The sequence below is a fragment of the Chitinophaga dinghuensis genome (assembly GCF_003259435.1).
Classification (GTDB): Bacteria; Bacteroidota; Bacteroidia; order Chitinophagales; family Chitinophagaceae; genus Chitinophaga; species Chitinophaga dinghuensis.
In genome coordinates this window covers 145,714-166,931 of the sequence record NZ_QLMA01000009.1, presented here as the reverse complement: position 1 = coordinate 166,931, position 21,218 = coordinate 145,714, and the positions used below count along the sequence as shown (strand labels likewise).

The 21,218-nt window shown below is 44.0% G+C and carries 26 protein-coding genes; 6 read left to right on the top strand and 20 right to left on the bottom strand.

Annotated elements, in window-relative coordinates; translation table 11 throughout:
• Positions 1 to 4 precede the first annotated feature (4 nt).
• From CLV59_RS24265 to CLV59_RS24235, 7 genes are all read right to left on the bottom strand, one after another.
• On the bottom strand, positions 5 to 1,771 hold the full coding sequence (locus tag CLV59_RS24265; RefSeq protein WP_111594690.1) for a tape measure protein: 1,767 nt from the start codon (positions 1,769 to 1,771) through the stop codon (positions 5 to 7).
• Positions 1,772 to 1,975: 204 nt separating this feature from the next.
• Positions 1,976 to 2,284: a hypothetical protein gene (locus CLV59_RS24260; protein WP_111594689.1), complete on the bottom strand. Its 309-nt coding sequence runs from the start codon at positions 2,282 to 2,284 to the stop codon at positions 1,976 to 1,978.
• A 30-nt stretch (positions 2,285 to 2,314) separates the two neighbouring features.
• Positions 2,315 to 2,740, bottom strand: coding sequence for a hypothetical protein (locus CLV59_RS24255; RefSeq protein ID WP_111594688.1), 426 nt, complete (start codon positions 2,738 to 2,740; stop codon positions 2,315 to 2,317).
• 35 nt (positions 2,741 to 2,775) lie between these two features.
• Positions 2,776 to 4,005 (bottom strand): DUF2586 family protein, encoded by a 1,230-nt coding sequence (locus CLV59_RS24250; protein WP_111594687.1) that lies wholly within the window; start codon positions 4,003 to 4,005, stop codon positions 2,776 to 2,778.
• Between the two features lie 49 nt (positions 4,006 to 4,054).
• Positions 4,055 to 4,519, bottom strand: coding sequence for a CHAP domain-containing protein (locus CLV59_RS24245; protein WP_111594686.1), 465 nt, complete (start codon positions 4,517 to 4,519; stop codon positions 4,055 to 4,057).
• A 1-nt stretch (position 4,520) separates the two neighbouring features.
• Positions 4,521 to 5,159: a hypothetical protein gene (locus tag CLV59_RS24240; RefSeq protein WP_146616296.1), complete on the bottom strand. Its 639-nt coding sequence runs from the start codon at positions 5,157 to 5,159 to the stop codon at positions 4,521 to 4,523.
• Positions 5,160 to 5,172: 13 nt separating this feature from the next.
• Complete coding sequence (locus CLV59_RS24235) at positions 5,173 to 5,403, bottom strand: hypothetical protein (protein WP_111594684.1); 231 nt, start codon at positions 5,401 to 5,403, stop codon at positions 5,173 to 5,175.
• Between the two features lie 313 nt (positions 5,404 to 5,716).
• Between CLV59_RS24235 and CLV59_RS24230 the strand changes: the two genes are divergently transcribed.
• A complete protein-coding gene (locus CLV59_RS24230) occupies positions 5,717 to 6,190 on the top strand; it encodes a hypothetical protein (RefSeq protein WP_111594683.1) in 474 nt (157 codons plus the stop codon).
• A gap of 3 nt (positions 6,191 to 6,193) precedes the next feature.
• Here the strand turns inward: CLV59_RS24230 and CLV59_RS24225 are convergent, their stop codons facing one another.
• From CLV59_RS24225 to CLV59_RS24205, 5 genes are all read right to left on the bottom strand, one after another.
• Positions 6,194 to 6,517, bottom strand: coding sequence for a hypothetical protein (locus tag CLV59_RS24225; RefSeq protein WP_111594682.1), 324 nt, complete (start codon positions 6,515 to 6,517; stop codon positions 6,194 to 6,196).
• 60 nt (positions 6,518 to 6,577) lie between these two features.
• Positions 6,578 to 6,808 carry a hypothetical protein gene (locus tag CLV59_RS24220; RefSeq protein ID WP_111594681.1) on the bottom strand — a complete coding sequence of 77 codons (231 nt, stop codon included), beginning with the start codon at positions 6,806 to 6,808 and terminating at the stop codon, positions 6,578 to 6,580.
• Between the two features lie 189 nt (positions 6,809 to 6,997).
• Positions 6,998 to 7,378: a hypothetical protein gene (locus CLV59_RS24215; RefSeq protein ID WP_111594680.1), complete on the bottom strand. Its 381-nt coding sequence runs from the start codon at positions 7,376 to 7,378 to the stop codon at positions 6,998 to 7,000.
• Positions 7,379 to 7,380: 2 nt separating this feature from the next.
• Entirely contained in the window at positions 7,381 to 8,073 is a 693-nt protein-coding gene (locus CLV59_RS24210) for an ATP-binding protein (RefSeq protein WP_111594679.1), read from the bottom strand.
• A 24-nt stretch (positions 8,074 to 8,097) separates the two neighbouring features.
• A complete protein-coding gene (locus CLV59_RS24205) occupies positions 8,098 to 10,059 on the bottom strand; it encodes a Mu transposase C-terminal domain-containing protein (RefSeq protein WP_111594678.1) in 1,962 nt (653 codons plus the stop codon).
• 145 nt (positions 10,060 to 10,204) lie between these two features.
• Between CLV59_RS24205 and CLV59_RS24200 the strand changes: the two genes are divergently transcribed.
• Complete coding sequence (locus CLV59_RS24200) at positions 10,205 to 10,612, top strand: helix-turn-helix domain-containing protein (protein WP_111594677.1); 408 nt, start codon at positions 10,205 to 10,207, stop codon at positions 10,610 to 10,612.
• A gap of 112 nt (positions 10,613 to 10,724) precedes the next feature.
• Here the strand turns inward: CLV59_RS24200 and CLV59_RS24195 are convergent, their stop codons facing one another.
• The 5 genes from CLV59_RS24195 to CLV59_RS24175 all read right to left on the bottom strand — a co-directional run bounded on the left by CLV59_RS24195 (position 10,725) and on the right by CLV59_RS24175 (position 14,314).
• Entirely contained in the window at positions 10,725 to 11,423 is a 699-nt protein-coding gene (locus CLV59_RS24195) for a DUF1361 domain-containing protein (protein WP_111594676.1), read from the bottom strand.
• 42 nt (positions 11,424 to 11,465) lie between these two features.
• Positions 11,466 to 11,831, bottom strand: coding sequence for a diacylglycerol kinase (locus tag CLV59_RS24190; protein WP_111594675.1), 366 nt, complete (start codon positions 11,829 to 11,831; stop codon positions 11,466 to 11,468).
• A gap of 90 nt (positions 11,832 to 11,921) precedes the next feature.
• The gene (gene creD, locus CLV59_RS24185; protein WP_170137914.1) at positions 11,922 to 13,253 is read right to left on the bottom strand and encodes a cell envelope integrity protein CreD; all 1,332 of its coding nucleotides are present in this window, start codon (positions 13,251 to 13,253) and stop codon (positions 11,922 to 11,924) included.
• A gap of 54 nt (positions 13,254 to 13,307) precedes the next feature.
• Positions 13,308 to 13,604, bottom strand: coding sequence for a winged helix-turn-helix domain-containing protein (locus CLV59_RS24180; protein ID WP_111594867.1), 297 nt, complete (start codon positions 13,602 to 13,604; stop codon positions 13,308 to 13,310).
• Positions 13,605 to 13,606: 2 nt separating this feature from the next.
• The gene (locus tag CLV59_RS24175; protein WP_245950947.1) at positions 13,607 to 14,314 is read right to left on the bottom strand and encodes a hypothetical protein; all 708 of its coding nucleotides are present in this window, start codon (positions 14,312 to 14,314) and stop codon (positions 13,607 to 13,609) included.
• 114 nt (positions 14,315 to 14,428) lie between these two features.
• Here CLV59_RS24175 and CLV59_RS24170 point away from each other — a divergent pair, with 114 nt between their 5' ends.
• Entirely contained in the window at positions 14,429 to 16,936 is a 2,508-nt protein-coding gene (locus CLV59_RS24170; protein WP_170137913.1) for a DUF5686 family protein, read from the top strand.
• A gap of 58 nt (positions 16,937 to 16,994) precedes the next feature.
• On the opposite strand, the gene CLV59_RS24165 is transcribed toward CLV59_RS24170, so the two are convergent.
• Complete coding sequence (locus CLV59_RS24165) at positions 16,995 to 18,182, bottom strand: aspartate aminotransferase family protein (RefSeq protein ID WP_111594671.1); 1,188 nt, start codon at positions 18,180 to 18,182, stop codon at positions 16,995 to 16,997.
• Between the two features lie 89 nt (positions 18,183 to 18,271).
• Between CLV59_RS24165 and CLV59_RS24160 the strand changes: the two genes are divergently transcribed.
• Genes CLV59_RS24160 through CLV59_RS29020 form a run of 3 tightly spaced genes read left to right on the top strand, consistent with a single transcriptional unit; the run spans position 18,272 to position 19,150 of the window.
• Entirely contained in the window at positions 18,272 to 18,811 is a 540-nt protein-coding gene (locus CLV59_RS24160; protein ID WP_111594670.1) for a gamma carbonic anhydrase family protein, read from the top strand.
• Positions 18,812 to 18,845: 34 nt separating this feature from the next.
• Complete coding sequence (locus CLV59_RS29025) at positions 18,846 to 18,998, top strand: hypothetical protein (protein ID WP_170137912.1); 153 nt, start codon at positions 18,846 to 18,848, stop codon at positions 18,996 to 18,998.
• A gap of 11 nt (positions 18,999 to 19,009) precedes the next feature.
• On the top strand, positions 19,010 to 19,150 hold the full coding sequence (locus CLV59_RS29020) for a hypothetical protein (RefSeq protein WP_170137911.1): 141 nt from the start codon (positions 19,010 to 19,012) through the stop codon (positions 19,148 to 19,150).
• A 21-nt stretch (positions 19,151 to 19,171) separates the two neighbouring features.
• Here the strand turns inward: CLV59_RS29020 and rsgA are convergent, their stop codons facing one another.
• Positions 19,172 to 20,101 (bottom strand): ribosome small subunit-dependent GTPase A, encoded by a 930-nt coding sequence (gene rsgA, locus CLV59_RS24155; protein WP_111594669.1) that lies wholly within the window; start codon positions 20,099 to 20,101, stop codon positions 19,172 to 19,174.
• 96 nt (positions 20,102 to 20,197) lie between these two features.
• Positions 20,198 to 21,208: a vWA domain-containing protein gene (locus CLV59_RS24150; protein WP_211324023.1), complete on the bottom strand. Its 1,011-nt coding sequence runs from the start codon at positions 21,206 to 21,208 to the stop codon at positions 20,198 to 20,200.
• Between the last annotated feature and the right edge of the window lie 10 nt (positions 21,209 to 21,218).

Below are 21,218 nucleotides of genomic sequence, written 5' to 3'. Positions count from 1 at the left end.
CATTTTAATTGACAGGCATTGCATTCAGACTCAGTAATACTCTACGCATTTCTTCCCTTACCAGGTTCCCCATTTCTTCCACACCTTCTTTGGCGCTGAGCGCATGTACTTCCAGCTTTTCGATCTGTTTACCGATATTGATGACGATGCTTCTTGGACCGTTGTTATTGATGTTCTCTGCTCTATTCTTTGGTTCTGCCGGCAGATCATTTTTCAAGGTGCCATAATCAGGCGTTACTACTGTACCACCGTTACGTTGCCCATCTTTTTGTTTTTTGGCGAGTTCTTGTTCTTTCTTGAATTGCTCTCTGCTAGCCTTGTTAGCTTCCTGGTAGGCATCCACCACCTTCATTCCATTCTGGGTGATATTTGATATTCCTTTCTTCAGGTTATTACCAAACTGATCTTTGGTTTCTTTGGCCGCAGTAATTGCCTCCGTGAACTCTCCTTTAAAGATGTGCCCAAGCACCTTACCAACACCCTTGAACAGATCTATGATGGTGACGATATAGTCAATAACGAAATCTTTTAACAATCGTCCGAATGCCACTATACCTGCTGAGAGTCCGTCCACGAGAGCTCTGAACCCTTCAAATTTCTTATAGCAATAAGTAAGTATTCCTGCAATAGCCATCAGTATCATCAGTCCCATAGCATAAGGATTCGCCTTAAACGCTACCCCCAGTGCATTAAATGCATTCTTGGTGAAGTCTATAGCAGTTCGAACATTATTCATTACGAAAGCAACACCTGCACCTCCTATGGCAGCCGCATTCATGCCAATGATGATTCCTGTGAGACCGGATGCAAATGCCCATGCCTCAGGTTCCATTGTTACAATAGCATCCACAAAATCAAGGAATACGCCAGCAACAGGACCAATAATACCGGCAAGTGTGGTTAATGTATTTTCTACTTTAGAAGTAACAATGCTCCATCTTCCATTAATGGTATTGGCCTGGTCATCCAAAACCCCGTTAAAATTCCCGCATTCCGAAGTAGCAAGCTGAAATGCGTCTCTTACCATATCCACTGTAATACGCCCTTCATCCATACGCTTCTTCAGGGTGGTCACAGATATACCTGACTTCTGCGAGATGAGATCTATCGGATCTAAGCCAGCGGCTTTCAGCGTACCAAACGTTTCAGCAGTGAGTTTTCCACTTTCCTGTATTTTGACAAATGTATCTGTGAGCGTTTTGAACTTCTCTGCATTACCTCCACTAACGTCTCCCAGCATATACATCATCGGAATGATGTCCTTTGTAGCCATACCAAAGTTCTTCAGTGCAACTGCTCCAGGCATCAACGCATCCACTTTAAGTGGAGTAAGCGTCTGCATCTTTTCGAGTTCCTCCAGCATTCCGCTGCCTTCAGCTTTACCAAAGGCCATCTTCATCGTGATTTCCTGCTGTTGCTTGGTTTTAGTCAGCTCCCATACTTTATTCGCCAGCTGCCCGAGAATACCGGTCATTTTGGTTATGAACTCATTCTGCTCCGGCGCCGCCGGCGCTGCTTTCTTCGATGGATCACCATCTTTACAGTCGCAAGGACAGGGAGGAGGACAAGGACAAGGGTTTTTCCCGGCATTATCGTGTAACGACTTTAAAGCCGTTGAAACCATCGTTGCACTCCTGGCTACGCTCATGAGTCCTTCGACGGCTCTTCCGCCACCACCCTGATTACCCAGTTGAGACAGGGTAGAAATGGTTGGCGAAATGACAACTGCAAGTCTGGTGAGTTGTTGAAATTCAACCGAAATGTCACTCATATCATTTTTTTTGAAAGAGTCTTCTGACTTTCAATCATCAGAAGACTCTTTGTTTTGCTTCATTTTGACGTATATTCTCGAGCATAGCCCAGTGTTGCGCCCACATCTCATCATCTAATGACGAAGGGTCTATGCCCAGAAAATACCGCAGCTGGAGGTCTATGTAGAGAACAAAGTTGCTGTTAAAGTCTCCGTTAGCCTTTGCTAGCACTCCCCCAGTTCACCCTTCTTTTTATTCATCAACTCTTCAACAAAGTCGCTCAGACCAAAGTAATAGCGATCTTCCTTACGGATACTTTCATCGCCACCCAGCCAGATACCATTGATAATGGTTTCATTGAACTTTGCAGGACTAGAGGATACTTTGGTAGCGGCAAGGCTGTAGATATCGCGGGTCACAGTACGCATATAGCACACCTTACCTTCCACTTTGTAGGAATAAACTTTCCCGTGTTCATTTTTCCAGGCTTCAATTTGTTCAGCTGTAGCCTGTCCGATCAGTTGTTTTGACATAGTTTATTTTTTAAAGAGTTCAATACCTTACTAGGCTTTGTTGATATTCAGACAGATGAATGGCAATGCAATTTCTTTGAACTTATCGCCTTGTTTCATACCGTCTTCATAGTCAGTAAACTCAACGTGAGTGAGCTTATTCACCTGAATTTTATCATTGTTGGAAAAGGTGCAAACGATGCTGATCAGGTGGCCGGGAATGTCTACGATGTCATCATAGCCCGCCGCTAAAGCAGCTGTATTGAGTTCGTCAAATTCACTTTTGAGAATCGTGAGCGTTCCTTCACATTTCTTGTTGCCGCGTTGAACAGCTCTGGGATTGCTTCCAGCACCATAGATCAGCTCTTTCTCAATAGATTTTTTGTACGTGAGTCCGCGTAATCCGGTGATCTCACGACCGAACAACACCACTTTTACGTCTGCCCATTCAAACTCTCTTGAATTAAATATTGGCATATGCTTATTAATTTTTTTTTGTGATAGAAGGAGAATTAAACAGTGGTATATCCGAGATATACATCAATGTATTTCACACAACCTTTAGGTCTGATACGAACGAAGATGTATACGTGATTGGATGACAGGATGTTCAGGTTTGGACTGTCAACGCCCGCAGCGCTGTAAAGTCCCGCAAACTGTTCCGGATCAGGGTTCACCATTGCTTCCACAGCGGCAGAGCCATCTGTATTGCGACTGATTTCACCATTCATTCTGCGGCTAATAGCCTCTTCAATCGCCAGTTCCAGGGCAGCTTCAGCAGCCACGCTCAAACGACCATCCTTGTCTACGTCTACATCGTCTTTTAATTCGTTGTAGTAAACTTCATAAGCAATACGTACTGCTTTATCGATCGTTCTACCGTTGCGCAAGCTGGAGAAATCACTTGTTGGAGTACCCAGCATGTTATCGTCATTGAACAGATAACCTGGCGCCGCTTCATTTCTTTCGAAAGTGATGTAACGTTTTTCCCAAATGGTTTCCAGCTCTGCATTCTCCATAGCATCTGCATTGCTGCTACCTATTTTTACCACCGCAGCATCTGCAATCGCGAGACTACCAGATTTCACCCTGCCAATGTTGCGCATCACAGGTACTTTCGCAGCGCGACCCAATGCCAGCAATACCGCCGTTACACTGTTGTCATCTACAGTACCCAGAACGATACCTACATTGTCTTTTTTCTCAGCAGAATAATCTTTCAGGTCTGCCGCTTTGGTAAAGCCATATCCCTGCACGAAAGCGCGGAAAGGTTTACGGAGGTCAAACCAGCTCTGTGCAAGCGTTTGCAAAGCAGCGGCCGCCTTTACCACATCCTGATCCACTCCATCTGTTACAACTGGCGTATAGCCAGTAGGCGTGAATTTTGCCACAGCCAGCAGACTGATAGTACCACCTGCGAAATTCAGCAGCTTCTCAGCAGTTGCAGGAGCAGCCATTTCTTCCAGCTTCATTGTCTGTGGAACAAACAAACAGTAGAGTTTAGAACCTTCCGGAGCTTCCGCAAAGAAACCAGCCTGGATGGCCTGTAATGCCTGTACGTTCGCGGGCTGCGACAACGCGTCTGCGGCTTGCTTTTTACTTCTGATAAGTACAGGAGTATTGTAACCAGCTGCAGGCGCTTGCGCCACAGCCACAATAAGACCGGCCACGCCGTCTACACTGGGAGCTAAGCCACCCAGATTTCCATTGGTTGTTGAGATATTTACTTTAGGTCTTGCCATTTCTCATTATTTGTAAAATGGATATATAATAATTGATCTGAAAACTATCTTAATCAGGAAGGATAAAACCTTTTATGGTGGCCAACTTTCTGCGCCTAACAGCCACTTCATATCCTTCTCTGCTACCGTCGCTGTTGGTATTTCCTTCTACGGTGTGAATGAGGTCTTTCTCTACCTTGATCACAAATCCCGTATGTCCGAAACCGTTACCATAATCCATGATGAAAATGGCCCCTGGCTTCACTGCGCCATAACTGGTAACTTTCTTCAGCCCAGTAGTACGCCATTGCAGCAATACGCCACCGGTTTTCAAAAGCCCATTCTTCACGCCGATAGCACTACAGGCTTGTTCCATACACCAGTACACAAAAGCCATACACCAGGGAGCTCCGGGCCCAAGCCCAACGCTTTTCAGGTATTGATTCACTTCCGGCCCACTGTTACTGCCTTTAGGATGCTCTGCAACACCTTCCTGACTAAGCGCAACAGCTAATACTTTTTCTGAGAGTGTCATATTAAAATCTTATAATATTGTATTGTATACCTACGCCTACGCTCCATGAAAACTTGCCACCAGCATAGTGATAGCCAAGAGATGGCCCGATAGAAATACGCATAGGCTTTCGTTGATGCGATCCGGTACTGATAGCAGTAAGACCGCTGATACTGGTATGGGGATTAGCACTGAAACCATCCATAAATTCCTCTCTGCGAAAGAGTCCTTTCTTCTTCCAGTAGTTAACAAACCAAATACTGTCGCGCATAGCGTAGGAAAGAATCAGTGAGTCGTTCCATTTTCCATGAATACTGATCCATTTATCATCATAGTCAAACTGGAGCGTATCATTGGTTTTTACAGCCTTACTGATATAGACAGTATCTCTTGTAATTACACTTGCAGCAGTGATATACTGTACCTGTTTTTCTGATACCGCTGTTTTACTAATCACTTGTTTAACTGCTGCATAACCCTTTACAACTGGCATCACAGGAGCCACCGTATGTTGTAATCCTGATTTATCCTGGTAATGTTTCACTATGGGGGTATCTGTAAGATTCATTTCCAGCAGCGCAATCCGCGCTTGTTGCTTACAGGATCTGAATAATAACAGTACAATTAAAATGGAGCTAACAAACAATGCTGCGTTTTTCACAGGATAGGATTTATTATTCGCCTTCCACGGCAACCGCAGCTACTGCTACCATCACAGATCCGGCTATGAAAAGACCTTTAGCAATTTCCATCAATACGCCCGGCATATGCACATCCGCTACCGCTGGAGCGAGTATAGCGCCAGATCCGGCCATCAGTACCTTGCCGGCAATTTTTATTTTCTTGAAAAATCCCGGGGTAGGGGAGGCCATCCTTTCTTTGGCTTCATCGATAAATTTTTTCATCTGCACTGATTCTGGGTTAACGATTCCCGGTTCCGGCTCCCCGTCTTACAGGACGGGGAAGAATCCGGACGGGCTCACGGTTTGTATGTACAACTGATCTGTTTCACTTTCGTATGTGTACAATGTTTTACCGTTAATACATCACAAAGATGCATGCTTCTGAATGCCTTGCCAAATGGGGTTTTCGTCATACTGTAATTAAAAAAGTATCATACTTTATTTAGTGAGGTATCATAACAGAAGGAATTTTATTAAACCTCCCGATACATCAATTTTGCAGAGACATCATTTTTAAAACCTAACAGTAAAAAATATGAGCAGTGTATTTGGAGATTTTATCGGTAATGTGATCAATCAGATAAAACAAGGTATTCCTTCACAGATCACGGTTTTACAGGATTTCGGACAACTGGAGCAATTTGATCCGGCAACGGGGCCAAAAATAACGTTGCCCTGTGTACTCGTGGATTTAAAAGAGTTCACCTGGGAAGATTTATCAAACAATATTCAAATCGGACATGGATTCCTCCAGGTACGCATTGGTATTGACCCGGAAGTAGGCACAGTGGCGCAGTATTATGAACTTCAGCAACAGGTTCATCAAAGTTTGCAGGGAAGCAGCGTGGGAGCATCCTCCGGATTACACAGGAGAAGCAATAATACAGAAGGACGGAATAACAAGTATAGTGTAACTGTCGTGAGATACGAATTCACTATCCGGGATACCGTAACTAAAAAAACCAGTATTAATGTACCTTCTCCCGTACCGGTAGTGAACAAAATGTAGAGATTATTTCCAAACCATCCAGGGATAACGTTTGCGGAGTTCGTTCAGACCTGGTTGTTGTGCAGTAATTTGTTTGAGCAGCTGGAAATTATTTTCCAGCTGTAATCTTTCTATGATCGTGTAACCAGATAAATCAAATTCTTCTGAGAGCAGTTGAATAATTTCATCATATCTTTTTTTACTGATACGCAGATAATAATAATGACGATATACCAATCGTTCATCCCTGCGGGCAATCAGTTCACGGTTTCTCCCAGGGGTACGACGGGCTGTATCTTCAGCCTCCCCGGTTAATAATTGCGAGAATAATGTTTGTACTCCTTTCACATAGCAAAAATAAAAAATGCTCCCCGTAAGGGGAGCATCAAGATGTTGACGGAGGTAATCTCAGCACTTGTAAAGCTGTTCAATTTGCTGCTCTTCCGGAAGCATACTGGATAATAAGTCCAACAGAAAAATATTCGCCTGCTTCACCTGATCTGGAACGTCTTCAGGATGGGTAAGACTGTATTTCACCGTTTGAATGATGCCTTGCATCAGACCGGTATGCATGCTTTCCGGACTAAGTGTTGGAATGTACAATAACAGACCTTCATTTTGATAATTCACGTTCTTCATTTTTACATGTTATTGACCAGCACCTACCATTCCCGCTGTTGTAACTCGCCAGGTATAGCTACTGAATGTCCTTCAGGAGTTAATAGGGTTTCCGGTTATTGGTTAAGGAAAAGGGTTTAACAGTTAGTAGTCAGAAATATAGTTTTGACGGATTAACAGCTACAATTTATAAGCATTTCATGTTTCACTTTATTTACAACGAATATACTGCTTCTTTTCGAACATTTCCAGTGGTAATTCGTCCATACTTTTCAAGATAATGCGAATAGATTTCAGCCAATAATTTACAAATAGCTGATCCTTTGTTTGCAGGTGTTTGATGGCTTCCGAATTATTATAATAAACAGCCGGTCTGCTGCGTCCAATAAGGGTTCCAATCTGGCCAAAAGAAAGATCGGAAAAAGAACAAAACAGATGACAAATGACCTGTCTGGCACAGGCAACCTCTTTAGAATTCCTGCCCGAAATTAACACTTCAATACGCAACTGAAGTGCGCTACAAATTCGCGTCATTAATTCTTCAGAAAGACGAGGATATCGGCTACAGGGAAAAATGATTTTTTTACGCATGATTAATTATTTTGCTGTTGTAAATTTTTCCTTCTTCTCTTGTGAATTTCCCGCTCCACTCTTCGCAGATCGCCTTCGCATTCATGATAAACTGTAGTGATAGTTTCCTCGTCGGATATACTGTTGGCATTACAAATAGCCGCCAGTTCTTTTTTACTCACAGCGCTGAGCGGAATGAAACGCCGGCCTATCCTGGAGAATATTTCAGCATATCCCTTCCGTTTCAGCCGCCGCCCTCTTTCTATACGCTGCGCCAGATGCGGAGTAGCCATTAAAATGATCCCACAATGCCCCTTCAACAGATTATAAAAGGATATAAAGAAGTACAATACCTGATCGCTCAACTTATCAGCTTCATCTATAATGAGTAACGGCGTCTCCCGTTGAAACAATGCATCTACAGTGGCATCCATCATTTCCGCCACATTGCCGCCAGGCTGCTGCTCTCCGATAGCCAGCAACAACTTTTCCAGGAAAGTTTTCCGATTCCAGTATTCTGCACACTCCAGGTGATAAACAGATTTATTCTCGCCGGCAAACCATTTGGCGGCAAACGTTTTCCCGCAACCAGCATTACCAGTTACAGCAAACACATTTCCGTAATATTGAGCATCCCGGAAATAAGCCACCAGCGTATTAAAGACAATAGTTTCTGCCATCGCCCACGGCTGTGGTGCAATCTTTTTAGGTTTCATATTTATATTGATTATTTAGTGAGACTACATTAAATCAAGCGGATCAAAATTCTCCGGGGGTAAAACAGGGGTATGTAAGGCAATACTTTCTGCTGCCTGCTTCGTTTCTTTAATCATCACACGGGCCTGTAATAAACCCATGGCATCTGTCTGGTGTTCCGCCAGTATCGCAGCTCTGTCTTTCTTCTTATCCATAATCTGCTGTACCATGGCTTTCTTTTGCTGCAACAAACGAAACAGCCTTTCCTGATCGCCGGTTTGATAATCTGCTCTTGCTGCGGGTAGTTTTTCATAGGAGGAAGCGATAAAACGCAACTGATGCTCATCCGTTACCAATATGCGGGAGAAATCAAGCGGATCATAGATGACCTGTATCTTCTTTCCTACATGTTGCAGATACAATTCGTCCGGAATCTGGTATTCATAAGGCTTTCCCTGAATCGTCAACCGTATCCCGCCATTGGTGATGGTATTGGTATATTCATGTCTGACGCCAAATAAGCGGAGCATTTGTTCCTCAGATATACAGCGCGCTTTAGACATATCGCTGGCCTGAAATGCAGCCATCCATACTTCCTGCCTGCTCATACCCGTTTCAGGGTCCTTTTCCTGCCTTAAACCGTCTATAAACGCCTCCAGGATAGTAATTCCTTCCTCCTTATGAGGAAATTGCGTTTTGGCATTGGCCATATGATCCGGATTCAACCTGAAATCAGAAGTAATATTATTGCCGGCATAATTTTGAAACCGACGCAAATGCTGGTGCCACTGCTTTCCAAAAGATCGTTCTATGTACTTTCCTCTGGGCGATTTCGCGCTGGCCGGAAAATATTCCGCATCAACACTTTGATAAAACGGTAATAAGGCTTTCAGATTCCATCTGTCTGTCTGCAACTGATGCGGCAGATACCAGGCGCCAGTAAGCGTGTATATGTGATGCATGGCATCCAGATAAGCCATTTTCACCAATTCAGTACTGATGCCATCAGCATAACAATACCCCAATGGATAATCGTTGAACGCATCGCTGATGATAACAGCCTTAAACCGGTGATAGTATTGCACTTGCAGCCTACCTTGTGCATTCGACTGTTCATCCCGGAAATAGAGATCAATATCATTATCATCTGAGCCGACCAGCAACAACGGCGCCGACGGACGATTACGTTTCGTCTGACGGCCGTACTGATTATACCAGGCCGCATTCCCTTCTCTGAACAACTGTAGTTGATACGCGTTATTACGCCTGTAATTACCCACCGTTCCCGCACCGATAGTAGGATAGGAGCGCTGCTGCGCCCATTGATTATAGGCAGTAGCAATAACGCTGTCATCATGCTGATTCGGATGTGAAATCAATTCAAATAATACTGCTTCTGCCAGTTTATCTTTCACTTTAGTACTATTCTGGTTCCCAAAACGCCAGTCGATAAGCGCTGCATAACCTTCCTGCTGGTAGGCTTGGAGTTTCTCTGTCAATCGCCTGTAGCTATGTGGCAATTCGATGTTCTGAACCACCACCATCTCCAGTACTACTTTCCAAAACTCTTCCATAGTGAGTCCCAGTTGCTTTTTCACCTGGCGCTTATTATTCCGCATTTCCAGCAGCATATTCAACCAGGAAGCGGCTTGTGTATATTGGGAGACGTGGGTCGTTGGCAGACACTTATGTTCATCATAGCGATAATCCAGGAAGAATCGCTCGGCTTTTATATCTTTTCTTATAAATTGTAAAAGGGGTTGTTTGGCAACATAGATATAGGGATTCCCATATTTTTCCAGGATAAGCTGTTTGTAATTATCCGGCAGCGTTTCATAGACGATTAATACAGAGCGTCCATTACCGCCACGGTCCAGTACTTCTATTCTGTTTCTCTGCTTCAGCGAATCATAGGTTCCTTTGGGAACCAGCCCTTCTGGCGAATGACTGGTGCGTATAAACTCATGCCCTTCTATACAGAGCCTGTTCTGGGTATCAAACTTCATGGTAAACAATCTAATGGATGACGCAGGGATATAGTAATAATACCTATTTTTATTCCTTAATCCCTGATCTGATTATATCAAAAATATAACTTTTCCTATAAAGTCAAAAACTTTTTTATAACTTTACTTATATAATATTTCATCCATGACCGAAGGACAACGAATACTCCACCTCCGTAAACTGATAAAGAAAAATCAACAGGAATTTGCGCAGCTAATATCTGTGTCACAGGCCGCGCTGTCTGACATTGAGAACGGAAAGAACGGGATTTCTTATCCTGTTTTCAAAAAGTTAGTAGAAGAAATTGGGGTGCACCCTTATTGGTTTATGTGGGGGCAGGAACCTATATTCAGAGAAAAAGAGTTCGCAGAAAAATATAACATCCCCTATAATCCTGCAAGCCCAACTGAAAGCGCAAACGCAAGCCCAGCTCATAAAACCGCTACCAGCAACGATTCCAAGCTTACAATGGAAGAAGTAATGAAGGCTTTATCCGATTTACAGGGGGAAGTGAATAAAATCAAGCGCAAAGCCAAAAAGCACGAAAAATAAGCGAAGAATTAGAAAATAAAATAGAGATAAACCCAGTACCATGGCCGTGCCATGTCGATTTAATTCCAGTACTTCAAGAAAATCGCAGCAACATAAGCCGGTATAGGTTTTCCTATAACCGGTATCTTCTTCCAGACAGGACGTTTGGATTTCTTGTTGTCATATAACCGAGACTCAGAAATATTCCCATTAGCAGCGTAAAAGCCCAGGCGCTGCGGTTCTCCCAGGGATGTAATACCAGTACCAGCAGATCCTTCGCCAATGGAATCGGATCTTGCAGTACATCCCAACTATTCCAACGGAGATACCTGCCAATATATACGCCCATGCCGCATAAAAACATGACCGGGAAAGTAAATAACCAGGCTGGCCAGCGGGAATACCGTTGTTTCCACATCCGTTCCATACTACGAATGGACAGATATCCCATGATTAAACCATTCCAGCCAAAAGAGAGTATCAATATCAATTCAAACCAAACAGAAATACCGCCATCATACAGATGGAAAAGATCCGTCAGGATATAAGGGGCATTAGGGATAAACAGCAACCAGACCACAAAACAACTGTACCATTTTAACCGATGCCGCATCTCCACCGGATGTCGCTCCATCCAAATGGTAATAGCAAACGGTACAAGCGCCAGGAACAGATTCCACACAAGCGACAATCGCAGCATACTACCGGTATGGTATACACGAAACAGAATCATCGCCAGGCTAAACAACACCGATACACATAATACCGGTAATAATCCTGGGTTTTCAATCATCCATACTAATTTCCTGAAAATGGCATTTACCCGCTTCATAATGCTGCTGTTTTTTAAAGTAAATGGAACAGAGATAATAGATTAATGGAAAATATAGGGCCAAAAAATACAGCCCCCGGTAATCGCTGCGGCCAAAGCAGCCACTAATACTGCGCCGGCAGCTAAATCCTTAATAAATCCAACACGAGGATGAATTTCCGGTGAGATATGATCCATTGTTTTTTCGATCACCGTATTCAGCATCTCCGTAATCCATACCAAAGCCATAGCCCATAGTAACCACAGCCAGTCGCTTTTAGTCACCTGCCACCAACAGCCAGCGCCCACCACCAGCACGGTAGCTACCGCGTGTATGCGTGCATGTGGTTCCGATTTTACAAAAGCAAAAATTCCGGCCAATGCATAACCGAAACTGGCAACTCTTTTTTGTAAATAATTTCTGGCCATTAGACTTCAGGTAAAAGATGATGGATAGTCGGTCAAATTTAAGCATTTCTGACAGCTCCACTTATAGCAGAGCTGTCAGAAAAATCCCGGCTAGCTTTCCACAGCGGGGGCGGTAACAGCAGGCGTTCTGTTCCAGTTGATTTTCCTGCTGTAGTACATAATACCAGCCACCGTGAAAAACAGTCCAAAGCTACCCATCAGCAGTGCATAATCTTCCGCACTGATCACCACATATATGAAACCGTAAAAGAGGGTAAGCACAGCCGTAATACCCAATGCCGTTTTCCTGTTAAGCACCGCAGAAGTATAGCAGCCAATTAATCCTATCGTCATCACACTCGCTATAATATAGGCTACCAGGAAACTCGCTTGTTCAGAGATAGACAGCAGCAACACATAGAAGATGCAAAGTGCAATACCGATCAATCCGTACTGGATGGGGTGAATGCTGCGTCGCTGCGCTATCTCTACAAAAAAGTATATACAGAAAGTAAGTCCGATAATCAGGAAAGAATAATTCACCGCACGATCACTCTGTTGATAAGTGTCTACCGGCGTAATCAACGCCACCCCAAAGGAATTGCTGTCAGGGTTGTATTTATCGCCTATCCAGGATTGCGGAAAGCTCCTGTTGAAATCCTGTACTTTCCAGGTGGCAGTAAACCCTGCATTCGTCACTTTTCTCTCGTATGGCGAAATACCGTCATCAAAGCTGGGACTATTCCAGCTGGAACTAAGGGATACTTCTGTCGATTTCCCAACAGGAGAGAAGCTGATATGCGAAGCGCCTCTGATATCAAGATCCATGACAAATGAATTGGTGGCGGAGCCGGCAGCATCCTGGCTGAGAGAAACCGGAACCTGAATGCCCGACGAATTTCTATCCGACGAATTACCGGCTCCTGGCACACCTGGGTTAAACAACAACGATTTTCCGTTCCACAATACCTGCGCCTGGCTGGTGATCCCATTGAGATCATTGATATTTACTACCAATAAAGCTCGCTCCAGATGAATGGCGGAAGAAGAGAGATCAAGGGAGTGCAGATCTTCCAATGAGAAATCCCCGCTCAGGTGCAGTTTTGTTTGATATACATTTACATTATAAATTCCTCGCTGCAGATTACTCGGTACGAGGTCTCCATTTACCTTCAAATGACGTGGCATCAGCCATATCCAGGTCTCCCCGTTTTTGGTATCTATCGGAATACCAATGAAAGGACCGGAGATATGCTGCTCTCCCCCCCAACTGGCGGCTATCTTTTCTGCGGCATTATTCCGCGTATACCTTCTTTCCCTCACCAGATTCCTCAACATGACCGTAGGAATCATCAACATGAGTATCAGAAAGACAACAAATGCGCCCTTAATGGCAGTAGCATTTCTGGCGTAAAAACTGGGTGCAGAATAGGTATTTTCCATGAGTTTTTTATTTTTAAAAGCACTTTGCATTTCAAAGTATAAAGACAAAAAAAATTAACGGGTAAACTTGATCATATTTTCGAGGGCGGCAAGATGCCCTTTAAAGGCCTTCTCCCCCGCAGCAGTAATAGCATAGGTGGTATTGGTTTTACGACCAATAAATCCCTTATGCACTTTGATATAGCCGTTCTCTTCCAGGGTATTGAGGTGAGAAGCCAGATTCCCATCCGTTACTTCCAACATCTGTTTCAGGTCATTGAAATTCACTTCATCATTGACCATCAGAATACTCATCACTCCCAGGCGTATACGACTTTCAAAAATCTTATTTAAGTTTCCGATCGGATTCATGCTCATGTTTGAAGGCTCGCTTTTCGTTCATATTTCCACCACATCAATGATCCATAAAGAATGTGACAAAAACCAAAGCCGATGGCCCAAAAATAAAGCCCTTTGTTCAAAAAGAAAAGATTCAATAATCCTAATGCCGTTTCTGTAAACCCTAAATAACGTACATCCGATACCGTATACTTACTGGCATTGATCAACGCAAGCCCGTAAAATATCAGACAAGATGCCGCCGTAAGCTTCTCCGCATGATTATACATCAGCCCCAGAATAAAAATTCCTCCTGTTGCCAACGGAATAAATGCATTCATCGCCAATCTCCTCGCACTTCTATCCCATACAGGTATATTATCCCTTTTCGCTTTACGCCAGGTAAACAAAAAACCAAAAAATAATGCAGCTGCCATCACTCCCAATCCCAACAAAATCAGATTGTTACGCAGATCTATATACTCCAGCGTACTATACCCGTAGTTCCGGGTACCCACATCGCCATAATCCGTCAATGCACCTCCCTGGCGCATCTCCCAACGCTGATAATACTCCGTAAACCATTTGTTCGCTATAAACGCCCCAATTAACGCACTAATACCCGCAGATATCCCACTCAACCCACTCAATGAAATGAAACGACTACTGCGCTCCATCATCTTCCTTATATCAGTTAATGTCTTGAGATGTTCATGATCAGTCATATAAAAAGCACTTTGCACTACAAAGCTAATGAAAGTTTACATATTTCAAAATATATTTTTTTGTCATTGGAGCGTTAAGGTATCCAACAGATGCAAAGTTTAGCGCTAAATGCTATAATATTGTTCTCAGATATGATAGACTGGAAAAGAATATTAGGAATCATTTTAATCGTATTCGCCTGGTGTTCAGGCTTAAAGGCTCAACAGTATAAAATAAGTGGAGTTGTCAGAGATGCGCACTCCCAGGAAATAATACCCTTTGCTACCCTGCAATTCACCAATACCCAAACAGGAATGGTTAGCAATGCAGAGGGAAAATACTTGTTTGAACTCAACGTCATTCCCTCAGACTCCCTGCAAGTACGCGTGATGGGCTATAACCTCACCAAAATGTACGTCGACAAATCACTGAAGGAACAAACCATAAACTTCGAAATCACCCGCTCCGACGTTTCACTGAGAACATACGAAATCAAAGCCAATGTGAACTTCGCACTGATCCTCCTCCGACAGATCATTAAACATAAACCGGAAAACAATTATAGTAAACTAGACAACTATAAGTACGAAGTCTATAATAAGCTGGAACTGGATATGAAAAACCTGAACAAGGACAAATTATCCCGTAACAGATTCACTAAACCATTCGCATTCGTACTGGAAAATATTGATAGTACTTCGGAAGACAAACCATTTCTACCTATCTTCCTTACCGAATCATTATCAGATTACTACTACCAATCCAAACCACATAAAACAAAGGAAATTATCAAAGCCGCCAGAACATCCGGCATCGATAACGAAAGCGTACACAAGTTCCTGGGTGGAATGTATCAAAACATCAATATCTACGATAACTTCATCCCCGTTTTTGATAAACAGTTTGTTAGTCCAATCAATAACAACGGCGCCTTCTACTACGATTACAAAATCGCAGACACTCAATACGTTGATAACCAGCGCTTCATAAAACTAAACTTTACGCCTAAACGCAAAGGCGAAAACGTATTTATCGGCGATATATGGGTGCACGACACCACCTACGCGGTACAGAAAACAACCCTGTCTGTTCCTTCTGCCGCCAATCTTAACTTCGTACGTAAAGTAAGCCTGGTACAGGAATTCAAACAGTTACCAGACAGCACCTGGTTCCTGTATAAAGATAAATTTATAGCCGACTTCTGGACGCCAAGCCCGAAACCCGGTAAGACATTCGATTTTATTGGCCGCAAAACCACTACCTATTCGGATGTCATTACCAACGATACCGCCGCCACCAACATATTCTCCGATAAACGCTATCCGGAAAATATTACACTGTTGGACAGCGCCCGTTTTAAAAAGGATACCTACTGGGATAATAACCGACCGGAAGAACTGAGTAAGAACGAAGCCGGCATCTACAAAATGGTAGATAGCCTCCAGAAAATGCCACTGTTTCAAAAGTACTCTAATACCATCCGATTCCTCGCCACCGGCTACAAACCACTGGGACTGCTGGAATGGGGACCTTACTGGTACGCCTTCTCTCAGAACAGACTCGAAGGCTTCCGTATGCGTGTCGACCTGGGTACTACTCCCAAATTCAATAAAGATCTTTACCTCTATGGTTACCTCGCATATGGCTTCTCAGATCATGCATGGAAAGGGAAAATGTCTGCCCTCTGGCTGCTGAAAAGACATCCACGCATGTACCTCTATGGCGCCTATTCCCGCGACCTCGACAACGGCTCGCATTACTACGATGAAGTAGGCTCCGATAACATCTTTACGCTTGCTATCCGTAAAAACAATGTGCCACAGAAATTTTTATTGGTAGATGAAAAACGCGTAGAGTTTTTCAAGGAATACTATAGTGGTTTCTCCCATCAGATATCCCTGGTTCATAAGCAGGTAAGACCTTTCGAACCGCTGCCTACACTGGAAAGCTATAAAAATACCACCAGCACCGGCGATCCGCTTACCTCCGCAGAAGTAGAAGTAAAACTTCGCTACGCTTTCCAGGAAGAATTCCTCGAAGGAAACTATTATCGCTATAGCCTCGGTAGTAAATTCCCTATCGTAGAATTTAAGTACGCGCTGGGTATCCCAGGTATCGCCAACAGCAGCCAATCGTACAATAAAATGTCACTCAGCGTATCCGATTACGTGAAGATCCCTCCATTCGGCACCCTGTACTACAATGTGTATGGCGGAAAAATCTTTGGTACGCTGCCTTATACTTCGCTGGAAGTACATCCTGGCAACGAAATTTACTACTACAACAAATACGCATTCAACATGATGAACCGCTTCGAATTCCTCAGCGATCAATATGCGGGCTTCAATATTGAACACACGATCGGTAACGGTATTTTCAATTATATTCCACTGATTAAAAAGCTGAAATGGCGTCAGTTCTGGACAGCCAAAGGGGTAATCGGTTCCCTTTCTGAGGCCAATAAACAGTTAAACCTCTATAATGGATATCCGTTTAAAACACTGGAGAAGAATCCTTACGTGGAAGTGGGTACAGGTATCGAAAATATCTTCAAATTCCTGCGCGTGGATTTTGTGTGGAGAGTAGCCCCAGCCGCCCTTCCGGACGAACCCACCAGTAAACAATTTGGGGTATTTGGTAGCTTCAAATTACAATTCTAAAAATAGATAGGTATCCTATCGGCAGATATTAAAAAGGAGGACTTCATGTCCTCCTTTTTTATTTCGTTACTACATCCAGCCCTTCACAAATAATCTTGCAGGCGGCTATGATTTCCTCCTCCGTAATTACCAGTGGTGGCGCAATGCGCATACATTCCGCAGCAAACAGAAACCAGTCTGTCAACACGCCATGTGCAATACAATAGTCAATTGTTTTCTTATTAACCTCAAAGCTCTCCAGTTCCACGGCCATCATCAGTCCCACAGACCGTACCGCTTTAATAGCAGGATGCTTCAGGTGTTGCAGAAATATCTGCTCCTTCGCTTTTACCTGCGGAATCAGCTCTTCTTCCAGTAATGCCTGGAATCCTGCCCTTCCGGCTGCGCAATTCACCGGATGACCGCCAAAAGTGGTGATATGTCCCAGTACCGGCGTATTGGTCAATGTCCACATTATTTCCTTGGAAGCTATAAATGCACCCAGTGGCATACCGCCGCCCAGGGCTTTTCCAAGAATGAGTATATCCGGTACAATCCCGAGTTGCTCAAAAGCCCAAAGGGTACCGTTTCTTCCTAAACCACATTGTACCTCATCCAAAATCAGTAAGGTGCCGGTAGCTGTACATTTCTCCCGAAGAGCCTTCATCCATTCCAGGTTCGGAGGATTTACGCCGCCTTCTGCCTGTACACTCTCCGCAATAACAGCGGCCGTTTGGGAAGTAATCTGCTCCAGGGATTCGAAATTATTATACTCCAGGTGTTGAATGCCCGGTAGGAGAGGCCTGAATGCATTTCTCCAATATTCGTCGCCAAGAATACTGAGCGCGCCCTGGGTAGAACCATGGTAGCTACGGTTAAATGCAGCAATGTTCGTACGACCCGTAAAACGTTTCGCCAGTTTCATTGCTCCTTCTACCGCTTCTGCACCAGAGTTGGTAAAGTATACACAGTTGAGTTGATTAGGGAGATGATCAGTCAGCAGTTTCGCAAAGGATACCTGGGGCGACTGTACGAATTCCCCATAAACTAAAAGATGCATATACTGCTGTGCCTGATCCTGGATGGCTTTCACCACCTTCGGATGACAATGTCCTACATTACATACGCTGATCCCTGCAATCAGGTCCATGTATTGTTTCCCGTCCGCATCCCACATGTACATGCCTTCCGCTTTCACAATTTCCAGGGCCAGGGGAGCGTCAGATGTTTGCGCTACGTGCTGCAAAAAAAGTTGCCTGTTATTCATATCTCATCTACACTATTAGTGCGAAGGTAGAAAACAACTGCTAATTACTAATTGTTATATTTGTGTACCACGCGTTAAAACAATTTATTATGGCTTATATACTACCCTTAAATGGTCACACTCCGCAACTTCCCGAAGACACTTTCATTGCGCCTAATGCCACTATTGTTGGCGATGTGGTAATGGGAAAAGGTTGCACGGTATGGTTCAATGCCGTGGTACGCGGAGATGTGAACAGCATCCGAATTGGCGATAATGTCAATATCCAGGACGGCGCAGTGATTCACTGCACCTATCAGAAATCCAAGACTATTGTTGGTAATAACGTTTCTATTGGCCACAATGCCATTCTCCATGGTTGTACAATCGACAACGATGTACTGATCGGTATGGGCGCTATTGTGATGGATAATGCCCGAATCGACAGCAACAGCATCATTGCTGCGGGCGCAGTAATTCTCGCAGGCACACACGTGGAAGCAGGTACCATCTGGGCCGGCGTTCCAGCCAAAAAAGTAAAAGACATCGATATGGCCCTGATCAACGGGGAAATCAACCGCATTTCGAAGAACTATGCGATGTACGCTTCCTGGTACGATGATGTCATTCCAAAGGAAAAGACGCTTTAAATAAATTCCTTATATTGCAGGCAAATATTCCCCTATGAAATCTCATATTTGCCTGCTCACTTTTGGGCTATTCCTGCTGGCAAGCTGCGCTTCCCAGGAAAAAGGATGTCCCGCTTCCAACTATTATACAAAAGAGGTAAAAGCTTCCAACCGTAAGGCGGGTAAGCAAATGGGTCGTTTATTCTAATCCCTGCTACCATGAAACGATTCCTCTTGATAATCCTGTTGGCCGCCATGGCAATGAGTTGCCGTACTGTAAAAAAAGGATGCCCTCAGCCACGCCGCAACTGGGGTGCTGAAAAAGTACTGGAAGAGCTAAGCACGCCTGGAAGAAAATAGGTTTTCGTACGTGCTTCTCCGTTAATATTCTTTTTCTTCGATTGTTTCCAGAATGGTAGCATAACTCACATAACGATCGATACTGATATCGCCAGCTTCCACCGCTGCTTTCACAGCGCAGCCAGGTTCGTTGATATGCATACAGTTATTGAACTGACATTCATCCAGATAAGGCTGCATTTCCAGAAAATAATGGGAGAGTTCTGTTTTGGCAATATCTACAATACCAAATTCCCGCACACCGGGAGTATCTATCAGCCGCCCACCTCCGGGCAAATCATACATTTCAGCAGAAGTAGTAGTATGTAATCCCTTTCCGCTCCAGCCACTCACCGCCGTGGTACGCAGGTCGAGGCCAGGCATCAGGTCATTTATCAGAGAGGATTTTCCAACGCCCGAGTGACCAGACATCAGGGTGGTTTTGTCTTTCAATACGGCCTTCACTTCTTCAATTCCATCTTCTTCCTTCGCAGAAATCAACATTACCTGGTAGCCAATACCGGTATACAACTCTTCCAGTTCCTCGTATTTCTCCATTTCCTTCTCCCGGTAAATATCCTTTTTATTGAAAATCAGAATTACCGGAATATGATAGGCCGCCGCAGTTACCAGGAAACGGTCTATAAAACCCTGCGAAGTACGCGGCTCTTTCAAAGTACAGATCAGTACTGCCTGATCCATATTTGCAGCCACAATATGCTTTTTATTGCGACCATGCGGAGAACTGCGAACAATATAATTCCTTCGGTCGCCAATGGCTGTAATCATGGCATTAGCCGCATCGCCTTCTTCCGGCTCTATTTCTACGAGATCCCCTACAGCAACAGGATTGGTGGAGGTAATATCTTCGTTTTTCTTAAAGATACCCTTCATTCTCGCCTGAAATGTTTCTCCGGTGGCAGTCTTCACCACGTACCAGCTGCCTGTGGACTTGTAGATTGTTGCTTGCAATGCCTTGATTTTTATTAGAACTCCAAAGGTAAGAATAAAAAAGGATGCCTTGCCGTATTACGGGCAAGGCATCCTTTGCAATATTTTTACACTGTTTTATGGTAAACTACGGAAGAGCGTATAACGCAGCACTACTTCCAATAACAGGCAAGCCAGCGCAATCATGGCAAACAGGAAGAAATGCTCCGCAAACTTCTTGTAAGAAGTGATTTCTACCTTGGTTTTCTCCATTTTATCGATTTCATCATAGATATGTTGGAGATCAGTTGTATTAGTAGCCCTGAAGTACAGACCTCCCGTTTCTTTGGAGATTTTCTTCATCAGCGGCTCATCAATCTGCACATCCTGCATCACAGTTTGCACGCTGCCATCAGGCATTGGCATCGGGAAAGGCGCTTTGCCTATGGTACCTACGCCAATCGTGTATACGCGAATCTTGAATGCTTTTGCAATTTCCAATGCGGTAAGCGGATCTATCAACCCGGTGTTATTCACACCGTCTGTCATCAGGATAATCACTTTACTTTTAGCCTGACTGCTGCGAAGTCTGTCTACCGCAGTGGCCAATCCCATCCCAATGGCGGTTCCATCTGTCAGCATACCGCTTTTCACCTGCATAATCTGATTTTTCAGTACGCCGTGATCTGTAGTGATAGGACACATGGTAAAGCTTTCCCCGGAAAACACCACCAGCCCTATACGATCGCTGATACGTTTATCCACAAAGTCCATGGCTACGTTCTTGGCGGCCTCCATACGGTTAGGCTGAAGATCCTGTGCCAGCATACTTCCGGAAATATCAATTGCCATCACAATATCAATCCCTTCACTATCGATATTCTCAGAGGTGTTGGACGTCTGCGGACGTGCCAATGCCACTACCAAAGCGGAAAAGGCGAGGAGGCGCAATACCAGCAGCAATGGTCTGAAACGTATTTTCCAGGAAACAGGCAAACCTTTGAGCCCTTCCAGAGAAGATACCATCATCACTCCCTGCTGACGTTTACGCCGGGACATATACCAATAAACCATTACCGGCACCAGCAATAACAGCCAGAAAAAAACCGGGTAGGCAAATTCAATATTTTTCCAGGTAGATAAATTCATTAATCTCTTA